Origin of the sequence: Arsenophonus endosymbiont of Apis mellifera, from assembly GCF_903968575.1 — a bacterium.
In the GTDB taxonomy this organism is placed as follows: domain Bacteria; phylum Pseudomonadota; class Gammaproteobacteria; order Enterobacterales; family Enterobacteriaceae; genus Arsenophonus; species Arsenophonus apicola.
Window position 1 is genome coordinate 253644 of the sequence record NZ_CAJCFU010000049.1, and the last position, 10820, is coordinate 264463.

7 protein-coding genes, 1 rRNA gene and 1 pseudogene are annotated in these 10820 nt (G+C 38.8%); 7 read left to right on the plus strand and 2 right to left on the minus strand.

Translation table 11 applies throughout. From position 1 onward, the window contains the following. Positions 1-81: 81 nt before the first annotated feature. Positions 82-1551 carry a 4-hydroxy-3-polyprenylbenzoate decarboxylase gene (ubiD, locus tag H1X92_RS07295; RefSeq protein ID WP_180559521.1) on the plus strand — a complete coding sequence of 490 codons (1470 nt, stop codon included), beginning with the start codon at positions 82-84 and terminating at the stop codon, positions 1549-1551. Positions 1552-1564: 13 nt separating this feature from the next. Further along, positions 1565-2266, plus strand: coding sequence for an NAD(P)H-flavin reductase (gene fre, locus H1X92_RS07300; protein ID WP_180559522.1), 702 nt, complete (start codon positions 1565-1567; stop codon positions 2264-2266). 75 nt (positions 2267-2341) lie between these two features. Here the strand turns inward: fre and fadA are convergent, their stop codons facing one another. Together fadA and fadB are read right to left on the minus strand one after the other, a co-directional pair. After that, positions 2342-3508: an acetyl-CoA C-acyltransferase FadA gene (fadA, locus tag H1X92_RS07305; protein ID WP_180559523.1), complete on the minus strand. Its 1167-nt coding sequence runs from the start codon at positions 3506-3508 to the stop codon at positions 2342-2344. Positions 3509-3527: 19 nt separating this feature from the next. Further along, complete coding sequence (gene fadB, locus H1X92_RS07310) at positions 3528-5714, minus strand: fatty acid oxidation complex subunit alpha FadB (protein WP_180559524.1); 2187 nt, start codon at positions 5712-5714, stop codon at positions 3528-3530. A 270-nt stretch (positions 5715-5984) separates the two neighbouring features. On the opposite strand from fadB, the pseudogene pepQ reads away from it, so the two are divergent. The 5 genes and pseudogenes from pepQ to H1X92_RS07335 form a co-directional block, all read left to right on the plus strand. Continuing rightward, positions 5985-7317, plus strand: a pseudogene (pepQ, locus tag H1X92_RS07315) (Xaa-Pro dipeptidase). Beyond that, the gene (locus tag H1X92_RS07320) at positions 7317-7928 is read left to right on the plus strand and encodes an IMPACT family protein (RefSeq protein WP_180559525.1); all 612 of its coding nucleotides are present in this window, start codon (positions 7317-7319) and stop codon (positions 7926-7928) included. Before pepQ ends, H1X92_RS07320 begins: the two are co-directional and overlap by 1 nt. A gap of 30 nt (positions 7929-7958) precedes the next feature. Continuing rightward, on the plus strand, positions 7959-9410 hold the full coding sequence (trkH, locus tag H1X92_RS07325; protein WP_180559526.1) for a Trk system potassium transporter TrkH: 1452 nt from the start codon (positions 7959-7961) through the stop codon (positions 9408-9410). 27 nt (positions 9411-9437) lie between these two features. Beyond that, positions 9438-9965, plus strand: a complete 528-nt coding sequence (hemG, locus tag H1X92_RS07330; protein WP_180559527.1) for a menaquinone-dependent protoporphyrinogen IX dehydrogenase — start codon at positions 9438-9440, stop codon at positions 9963-9965. A 462-nt stretch (positions 9966-10427) separates the two neighbouring features. After that, positions 10428-10820, plus strand: a 16S ribosomal RNA gene (locus H1X92_RS07335); the annotation flags it as partial.

Sequence of the window (10820 nt, forward strand, 5' to 3'; positions counted from 1 at the left end):
AACGAATTGAACCTTTATTGGTAACCTTCTTAGAACAATTTATAATGAAGTTCCAACAAATTAAAAAGTAGAAAATATATAATGAAATACCGTGATCTCAAAGATTTCATATCATTATTAGAACAAAAAAAAGAGCTGAAGCGAATCAGCCGTGAAGTCGATCCTTATTTAGAAATGACAGAAATAGCGGATAGAACTCTGCGAGCGGGTGGGCCGGCACTATTATTTGAAAACCCAAAGGGTTTTACTATGCCAGTTCTATGCAATTTGTTTGGTACCGTTGAACGGGTTGCAATGGGAATGGGACAAGAAAATATCCAAGCATTACATGAGGTTGGCAAATTATTGGCTTTCCTTAAGGAGCCGGATGCGCCGAAAGGATTTACTGATTTAATTGACAAACTACCAAAGTTTAAACAAGTGCTTAATATGCCAACTAAAAGGTTAAAGTCGGCCGCCTGCCAAGAACAGATTTGGCAAGGTGACGATGTTGATCTGTTTCGTCTTCCTATAATGCATTGTTGGCCAGAAGATGTTGCACCATTAATTACATGGGGATTAACGGTTACTCAGGGACCTTTTAAGGCGCGGCAAAATTTAGGTATCTATCGACAGCAACTATTAACTAAAAATAAGCTGATTATGCGTTGGCTATCTCATCGGGGTGGGGCATTAGATTTTCAAGAGTGGTGTAATAAATATCCAGCTAAACCTTTTCCGGTAGCGGTAGCCTTAGGGGCTGATCCTGCCACAATTTTAGCTGCGGTGACACCCATTCCAGATACCCTTTCCGAATATGCATTTGCTGGATTATTACGCGGACATCGTTCAGCGGTGGTAAAATGTATTTCTAATGAGCTTGAAGTGCCGGCAGGGGCAGAAATTATTCTAGAAGGTTATATTGATCCTGCAGAATTTGCCCCCGAAGGGCCTTATGGAGATCATACCGGCTATTATAATGAAGTGGATAAATTTCCAGTCTTTACAGTTACCCATATAACTCAACGTAGTGATGCTATTTATCATTCAACCTATACCGGTCGTCCTCCTGATGAGCCTGCTATTTTAGGTGCTGCGTTAAATGAGGTTTTAGTCCCTATATTACAAAAACAGTTTCCAGAAATTGTTGACTTTTATTTACCTCCCGAGGGCTGTTCTTATCGACTTGCTGTGGTGACTATCAAGAAACAATATGCTGGGCATGCTAAGCGCATTATGATGGGAGTTTGGTCTTATTTACGGCAATTTATGTATACAAAATTTGTTATTGTCTGTGATGAAGATATTAATGCTCGTGACTGGAATGATGTTATTTGGGCAATTACAACCAGGATGGATCCTGCACGAGATACCGTTATGATGGAAAATACCCCGATCGATTATCTTGATTTTGCGTCACCCATTTCAGGTTTAGGTTCAAAAATGGGACTTGACGCAACCAATAAATGGCCGGGTGAAACACAAAGAGAGTGGGGTCGTCCAATCGTTATGACAGAAAAAATAAAAAAACGGATAGATGAAATTTGGCATGAATTGGATATTTTAAAATGATGAGAGGATGTGAATGACAACATTAAGTTGTAAGGTGATTTCAATTGAATCTATCACTGATACGGTCTATCGCGTTCGCTTATTACCAGAAGGTCAATTTTCCTTTCGTGCCGGTCAATATTTAATGGTCATTATGGATGAGCGTGATAAGCGCCCATTTTCCTTGGCCTCAATTCCTTCAGAAAAAAAACTCATTGAGCTTCATATTGGTGCGTCAGAGTTTAATCTGTATGCCATGGCGGTGATGGAGCGTATTTTTGCGCAAAATAGCATTAATATTGATATTCCTCATGGTAAAGCTTGGTTCCGTGAAGGAAGTAAAAAACCAATAATTCTTATTGCTGGCGGAACCGGATTTTCTTATACCCGCGCAATTTTATATGCTGCATTGGAGGAAAATCCCGACAGAGATATTACCTTCTATTGGGGAGGACGAAGGTTAGAACACCTATATGATTTAGGTGAATTGCAGGCTCTTTCAGAGCAATATCGCAACATAAAAATTATTCCTGTTGTTGAACAACCTGAAGCAGATTGGCGAGGACGGACAGGTACGGTTTTGAGTGCGGTGCTGGATGACTTTGGTTCTCTTACCAAGTACGAAATTTACATTGCTGGGCGTTTTGAAATGGCGAAAATTGCGAGAGAACGTTTTTGTAGTGAAAGAGGCGTTAGCCCTGAGTATCTTTATGGCGATGCGTTCGAATTTATCTAAATGAAATCACAAAATAAAAAAAACCGCCCTTCTGGGCGGGAAAATAGCAACAACATACAATAAAGCGTAGACTAGTTATTTAATTCGCTCAACAAGTGTAGCGATGCCTTGTCCAAAGCCAATACACATAGTGGCTAAACCAAACTGAGCATCTTTCCGTTCCATAACATTTAATAAAGAAGTGATGATCCGCGCACCAGAACATCCTAACGGGTGACCTAAAGCAATTGCTCCACCATGCAGGTTAACTTTTTCTTCCATCTTATCGATAAGGCGTAAATCTTTTAAACAAGCCAAAGCTTGGGCAGCAAAAGCTTCATTAATTTCAAAAACATCTATATCTTGCAGCGTTAACTTAGCACGTTTTAATGCCATTGTAGTTGCCGGGACAGGCCCATAGCCCATAATGGCAGGGTCGCAACCAATAACAGACATGGATCGGATTTTAGCTCTTATCCTTAATTCTCGTGTTTTAGCATATTTTTCACTGGTAACGAGTATGGCGGATGCACCATCCGATAATGCTGAGGAATTTCCTGCTGTGATTGAGCCTGAGACAGGATCAAAGACCGGTGGTAAAGCCGTTAGGCTAGCTAAACTTGCATCAAATCTAATCACTTCATCTTGATTGATGGCAACCAGATTACCGTCAATATCATGGCCCACAGTTGCTACAATTTCATCATTAAACCATCCCTGTTTAGTTGCTTCAGTTGCTCTTTGATGAGAACGTAAGGCGAATTCATCTTGTTCAACACGACTGATTTGGCACTGTCTGGCGAGCATCTCAGCGGTTAATCCCATTGAAGCCGAAGCGGTAGAAACATGAAGCGCTATTTTACTATTGAGATCGATACCATGAGTCATAGGAACATGTCCCATATGTTCAACACCACCCACAAGCGCAACATTTGCATCACCTGACATAATAAAGCGAGCGGCATCATGTAATGCTTGCATGGATGAACCGCACAGCCGATTAACCGTTACTGCGGGTACTGTATGGGGAATATCCGTTAATAGCGCCGCATTGCGAGCAATATTAAATCCTTGTTCTAAAGTTTGTTGTACACATCCCCAAATAATATCGTCAATTTCATTTTTATTCAGGGCAGGATTACGGCTTAATAATTGTGTCATTAAATGGGCAGATAGCTCTTCTGCTCTGACCTGGCGAAAAGCGCCACCTTTAGAACGTCCCATTGGCGTGCGTATACTATCAATAATTACAATATTTTCCATGATCACGACCTTAAGCCTATTATTTGCTGTTAAAGGTGATTTTTTCTGGTGCAGGATAATAACTCGCGTGTTTTTCTGCTTTGGTTTTTAAACTGGTAGGAATGGTATATAAAGGGCCTAGAGAGGCATATTTTTCAGCCAGTTTGATATAATTTTCGATACCAAGGTTATCAAGATAGCAAATAGCACCGCCTCTAAATGGCGGAAAACCTAAACCGTATACTAGAGCGATATCGGCTTCAGCAGGACTGGCGATAATATGTTCATCTAAGCAACGAACCACTTCATTAATCATCGGTATCATCATGCGCATGATAATATCTTGCTCGGTGAATTGTTTGCTGCTAGCGCCAAATTTGCCTAATAAGTCGTTAATTTTAGGATCGCGTTGTTTCTCTATTTTTCCCTTTTTATCGCTAACGTATTGATAAAAACCAACACCATTCTTCTGGCCATAACGTTGATGATTGAATAGAACAGAAATGGCATCTTGATCAATTTTTGTCATACGTGCTGGAAAACTTTCGGCCATAACTTGTTGAGCATGTTGCACAGTATCAATACCAATAACATCTATCAAATAAGCAGGCCCCATCGGCCAGCCAAATTGCCTTTCCATGATCTTATCGATTTGATAAAAATCAGCGCCATCTTGTAAGAGTAAATTAAAGCCAGAAAAATAAGGGAACAGCACCCGATTAACAAAAAAACCTGGACAATCGTTGACGATAATAGCCGTTTTACCCATTTTATTGGCATAGGCAGTTATCGTATCGATAGTTTTCGCGCTAGTTTTTTCGCCTTTAATAATTTCCACTAATGGCATGCGATGAACTGGATTGAAAAAATGCATGCCGCAGAAATTTTCTGGCCGCTGTAAAACACTAGCTAATTTTGTGATTGGGATAGTTGAAGTATTCCAGGCTAATAGGGCATGTTCATTTAATAATTTTTCTGTTTCCGCTAAAACGACTGTTTTAACCTTTGGATCCTCAACTACAGCCTCAACAATAACTTGCGCATTTTCAATTCCGGCGTAATTGAGTGTTGGAGTAATTGAAGATAATATCTTCGCCATTTCGAGCGCTGATATTTGCTTACGTTCAAACTGATTATTTAGCAATTTAGCGGCTTCATTCATGCCTAACTGAAGAGATTTTTCACTAATATCTTTCATTATGATAGGTACACCTTTACGTGCTGATTGATAAGCGATGCCGCCACCCATAATGCCTGCGCCAATAACAGCGGTTTTTATGGGAGTTTCAATTGATTGACTTCTCTGTTTAGCTAAATTTTTAACATATTGATCATTAAGAAAAACTCTAATTAAGGCATGAGCTTCAGGGGATTGAGTCAATGGAATGAAAGCTTCAGTTTCGAATAATAACGCTTCTTTACGCCCACAATTGGCTGCTTTTTTGATAGTTTCTAACGCTGTCAATGGTGCAGGATAATGTGAACCTGCCGCTTTCATGACTAAACCTTTTGCGACATCAAAACTCATGGTTTGTTCTATTTTATTCAGTTTTAACGGTTGGGTTTTAGGTTGACGTACTTGCCGCCAATCTAATTTGTTTGCAATGGCATTTTCTAGTAGTAAGAGTGCTGAATTCAGTAACTGTTCTTTGGCAACAATCGCATCAATCAGGCCATTTTTTAAAGCGGTTATGGCATCAATATCTTTTCCTGTGGTGATCATCTGTAAGGCGTTATCTAAACCGATTAAACGTGGTAGGCGTACTGAACCGCCAAATCCAGGCATAATTCCCAGTTTAACTTCCGGTAAACCAATTTTAAGATCGGGTGCGGCGATACGGTAATCTGTTGTTAATGCACACTCACAGCCTCCCCCTAAAGCATAACCACTTATTGCAGTTACTGTTGGAATGGGTAGATCTTCGATACGATTAAAGATACTGTTAGCAAAATTAAGCCATTGCTGAAGTTGTGACTTTGGTGCATTAAATAGCGAGAGAAATTGTTTAATATCTGCCCCAACAATAAAAGCGGATTTTTGTGAAATCAGAATAAGCCCTTTTAATTGGCTCAAGGTATTTTTGTTTTCCAGAGAATCAATGGCTTGATTTAACGAGTTAATGGTTTCTATATCAAATTTATTAATGGCATTTGGTGAATTAAATATCAGTTTTGCGATACCGGGTTTTATCCAATCAACCTGAATAGTATTACTTTGATAGAGCATACTGTTCTCCTATGATTTCCGTCTGGTACGACCAGGTGTTGGCAGTGTGATTTTTTTGTTAAGAAAATGCAAATTAAGTATAAGAAATATGCTAGCCTGATCACAACAAATTATCTGGGCTATTAAAAACCGCATTAATACTTACTTATTTGTTTTTATTAATAAAAATGAGACACTTTAATTGGGAAATAGCATTCATTAAATTAATGATAATATTTAATGTAGTATTTTGCTGGATATTAGAGATAAAAAATAACAGGTGAACTAAAAATGGAAAATCTTGCTAGTCAATATCAAGAACATATTAAAATATTACAGCAACGTACACAGAATGTATTGAAAAATAATAAATTGAATGCCTTACTTATTCATTCTGGAGAGCCGCAAGGCATTTTTCTTGATGACTACCATTATCCTTTTAGAGCTAATCCACATTTCAAAGCCTGGCTACCTATTACTCAAGTTGCCCATTGTTGGTTATTGGTTGATGGCGTGAGTAAGCCTAAATTATGGTTTTATTCGCCAATTGATTATTGGCATAGTATTGAGCCTTTACCTGACAACTTTTGGGTAAAGGAGTTTGAGTTGTTTCATTTAAAAGAAGCTAATGAAATTAAAAAATGGTTATTTCAATTAAATAAAAAACATATTGGTTATATTGGTGAATCTATTGTTCGAGCTAAAGAATTAGGCATTTTAGCGACTAATATTAATTGTAAACCGGTAGTAGATTATTTTCATTTTCATCGTGCTTATAAGACAAACTATGAATTAAGTTGCTTACAGCAAGCGCAGAAAATGGCAATAGCAGGTCATCATGCTGCGGCAGGCTTTTTATCAGGGAGCGAGTGAATTTGATATTAATGTTAGTTACTTGCAGGCAACGGGTCAGCGAGATATCGACGTTCCATACAGTAATATTATTGCCCTCAATGAAAATTGTTCAGTACTCCACTACACTAAATTGAAATATTAACCACCAAAAAAAATGTATAGTTTTTTAATTGATGCAGGTTCTGAATATCACGGTTATGCCGCAGATATTACGCGTACCTATGCAGCTAGAAATAATAATGAATTTGCTAATCTGATTAACGACTTGGATAGTAAACAACAAATATTGATTGATACAATTAAATCGGGGATTCGCTATACTGAATATCATCAACGGATGCATCAACATATTGCATCTTTACTGCTAGATCATGGCATTATTTGCAATATCAGTGAAGAAGCAATGATAAAAGAGGGGCTTACAACTCCCTTTTTCCCACATGGCTTAGGTCATCTTTTGGGATTACAAGTTCATGATGTTGGTGGCTTTATGCAGGATGAAACAGGAGCTTCTTTGGCTGCACCTGAATGTTATCCTTTCTTGCGTTGTACGCGGATTTTACAACCTGGTATGGTATTAACGATTGAACCTGGTCTCTACTTTATAGAGACACTGCTAGCGCCTTGGCGCGAAGGCTCGTTTAGTAAATATTTTAACTGGCATAAAATTGCGTCCCTTATGCCCAATGGTGTTATTCGTATTGAAGATAATATCATCATATATGAAAATAAAGTTGAAAATATGACGCGTAATTTACATTTAAAATAATGAATGCCTATTTAATACCTGCAGAGTCGGTTGTGGTTACCGAAGAGATTAAAAAAAGTCGTTTTATTACTTACTTGGAACATACTGATGGAGTTGTTGAAGCGAAAAATTTTATCCAAATTATCAAGCATAAATATCCAGATGCCCGACATCATTGTTGGGCCTATGTCGCCGGTAGACCTGATGATTGTCAACAGTTAGGTTTTTCTGATGATGGCGAGCCAACAGGAACGGCAGGTAAGCCAATGATCACCCAGTTGTTAGCTAGCCATATTGGAGAAATTACCGTGGTTGTGGTTCGTTATTTTGGTGGTATCAAATTGGGAACTGGAGGATTGGTTAGAGCTTATGGTAATAGTGTTCAACAAGCGTTGGGACTTTTAAATACACAGCAAAAAGTGTTACAAAAATATTATTTTATACATTGTGAATATACGCATATAAAAATGGTTGAGCAATTAATACAACAATCATCGGGGCAGATCCTTGTGCGGGAATATAGTGAAAATGTGATATTAGAAATTTCCCTGCCTGCCAATGCTGAACAAAAGTTTGCTGATAAATTACGTAATTTGAGTAGAGGCGCATTAAATTTAATCCCTAAATCTTAATGTTATAACTAGATTCTCAAGGAACCATTCATGCATTTTCGAGCAATAACCCGAATTGTTGGGCTACTTGTTATCTTATTTTCTGTCACTATGATCATTCCAGGCATAGTGGCATTGATTTATCGAGATGGAGCAGGACGTGCCTTTAGCCAGACCTTTATCGCGGCGTTGATTATAGGTTTGCTACTATGGATACCAAACAGAAATAATCGACATGATTTAAAGCCTAAAGAAGGTTTTCTGATCGTCGCCCTTTTTTGGACTGTGTTAGGCAGTGTTGGGGCATTACCTTTTATCTTTGCTGATCGGCCCCATCTTTCGGTTACCGATGCTTTTTTTGAATCTTTTTCCGGTTTAACAACAACTGGGGCAACCACATTGGTTGGGTTAGATGCTTTACCTAAAGCAATACTCTTTTATCGACAAATGCTACAGTGGTTAGGTGGCATGGGGATCATTGTTTTAGCGGTAGCCATATTGCCTTTATTAGGCGTAGGAGGAATGCAGCTTTATCGGGCAGAAATGCCTGGGCCACTTAAAGACAATAAAATGCGTCCAAGGATTGCGGAAACAGCAAAGACACTTTGGTTAATCTATGTTTTGCTCACGATAGTATGCGCGATAGCATTATGGGGTGCAGGCATGGACGTCTTTGATGCTATCTCTCATAGTTTTTCTACTGTTGCTATTGGTGGATTTTCTACTCATGACCAAAGTATTGGCTACTTTAATAGCCCTGCTATTAATACCATTATTGCTATTTTTTTACTGATTTCTGGCTGTAATTTTGGTCTTCATTTCGCCGTTTTATCCGGCCGTAGTTTGACAATTTACTGGCGTGATCCCGAATTTAGAGTATTTATCGGTTTTCAATTAGTATTGATTGTCATATGTACATTAGTACTTCTATATCATTCCGTTTACGACTCACTATTTCAAACATTTGATCAAGCCTTTTTTCAAGTTGTTTCTGTGGCAACAACAGCGGGTTTTAGTACTGATGGGTTTGCAAATTGGCCACTTTCACTACCGATATTGTTACTTTGTGCTGCTTTTGTCGGCGGATGTGCAGGCTCAACCGGAGGTGGATTAAAAGTTATTCGAATTTTGTTATTATTCTTACAGGGATCACGAGAGCTAAAACGTTTGGTACATCCAAATGCTGTTTACACGATAAAATTAGGCGCCAGGGCATTACCTGAACGTATTATAGAAGCCGTTTGGGGTTTCTTTTCTGCTTATGCATTGGTTTTTCTTATAAGTTTATTATTGTTAATCGCTACCGGCGTAGATGAGTTTTCTGCTTTTGCCTCAATTGCAGCAACACTCAATAATTTAGGGCCAGGATTAGGCTCGGTAGCTGAAAATTTTACCACTATGAATCCAACGGGAAAATGGATCCTAATTGTTACTATGCTATTTGGCCGATTGGAAGTTTTCACTTTACTGGTTCTTTTCACACCAACCTTTTGGCGAGAATAATTTTTTATATAATTTTATAGGTAACTCATGAGCTATTTGCTACTTTATTCTGGTGAAAATGGTCAGACTAAAAAGATAATACTTAAAATTACTGAATATTCACGTAAAGAGGGTAAGCAATGTGATGTCAGAGATTTAAATATGGATAAAAATTTTAATCTTTCTGTTTATCAAAAAGTATTAGTTGGTGCCTCAATACGTTATGGTCATTTTAATTCTGCGGTGTTAAATTTTGCGCAAAATCACCAAAAAGAGTTAAATTCCATGCCAAGTGCATTTTTTGGCGTTAATTTAACGGCCAGAAAAAAGGGCAAAGATACACCTGAAACAAATGTTTATGTACGTAAATTTTTAGCTAAAACTCCGTGGCAACCGACTATTACTAATGTGTTTGCTGGCGCGCTACGTTATCCCCAATATAACTGGTTTGATCGTATGATGATCCAATTTATTATGAAAATAACGGGCGGAGAAACGAATACAAATAACGAAATTGAATATACTGATTGGCAAAAAGTTGAATATTTTGCACGTGAATTTAATGCGCTTAAATAAAAATTTTATTTAAAAATGGCTATTTCCTCTCATTTTTGTCGAAAAAAAGAGCAAACAGCTAAAGTTTACAAATTATTGCTTGCCTGCCGCGTAAAACTCCCTATAATGCGCCCCCACTGAGTCAGGATAGAACGAATCAATTAAAGAGGATTTTATCGACTTAGGGTAAAGAAAAGTAGAAATAACTACTTGACTTTACAGGTGAAAAGCGTAATATACGCCACCTCGCGACCTGGGTCGCACGCTCTTTAACAATTAATCAGACAATCTGTGTGGGCACTCGCAAGACATCATCAAAAACTATTTGAAGATTAAGTCTTGAAGAGTGACAAAACAGTTAATTCATATATGAACTAATAAGCAGTAACGTGATTTTGGGCCACAGCGAAGGCGTTAAAACGTCGACAAAGTGGCAAAAAGAAGCGTTACGGCCAGTAAAACATTCTTTGAGCATCAAACTTTTAATTGAAGAGTTTGATCATGGCTCAGATTGAACGCTGGCGGCAGGCCTAACACATGCAAGTCGAGCGGCAGCGGGAGAAAGCTTGCTTTCTTGCCGGCGAGCGGCGGACGGGTGAGTAAGGTATGGGGATCTGGCCGAAGGCGGGGGATAACCACTGGAAACGGTGGCTAATACCGCATAATCTCTAAGGAGCAAAGTGGGGGACCATTAGGCCTCACACCTTCGGATGAACCCATATGAGATTAGCTAGTAGGTGGGGTAAAGGCTCACCTAGGCGACGATCTCTAGCTGGTCTGAGAGGATGATCAGCCACACTGGGACTGAGACACGGCCCAGACTCCTACGGGAGGCAGCAGTGGGGAATATTGCACAATGGGCGCAAGCCTGATGCA

What these genes read in the sequence shown, in the direction of transcription:
- ubiD (WP_180559521.1), top strand. Translation starts at nt 82, where the DNA reads ATGAAATACCGTGATCTCAAAGATTTCATATCATTATTAGAACAAAAA.
- fre (WP_180559522.1), top strand. Translation starts at nt 1,565, where the DNA reads ATGACAACATTAAGTTGTAAGGTGATTTCAATTGAATCTATCACTGAT.
- fadA (WP_180559523.1), bottom strand. Translation starts at nt 3,508, where the DNA reads ATGGAAAATATTGTAATTATTGATAGTATACGCACGCCAATGGGACGT.
- fadB (WP_180559524.1), bottom strand. Translation starts at nt 5,714, where the DNA reads ATGCTCTATCAAAGTAATACTATTCAGGTTGATTGGATAAAACCCGGT.
- H1X92_RS07320 (WP_180559525.1), top strand. Translation starts at nt 7,317, where the DNA reads ATGAATGCCTATTTAATACCTGCAGAGTCGGTTGTGGTTACCGAAGAG.
- trkH (WP_180559526.1), top strand. Translation starts at nt 7,959, where the DNA reads ATGCATTTTCGAGCAATAACCCGAATTGTTGGGCTACTTGTTATCTTA.
- hemG (WP_180559527.1), top strand. Translation starts at nt 9,438, where the DNA reads ATGAGCTATTTGCTACTTTATTCTGGTGAAAATGGTCAGACTAAAAAG.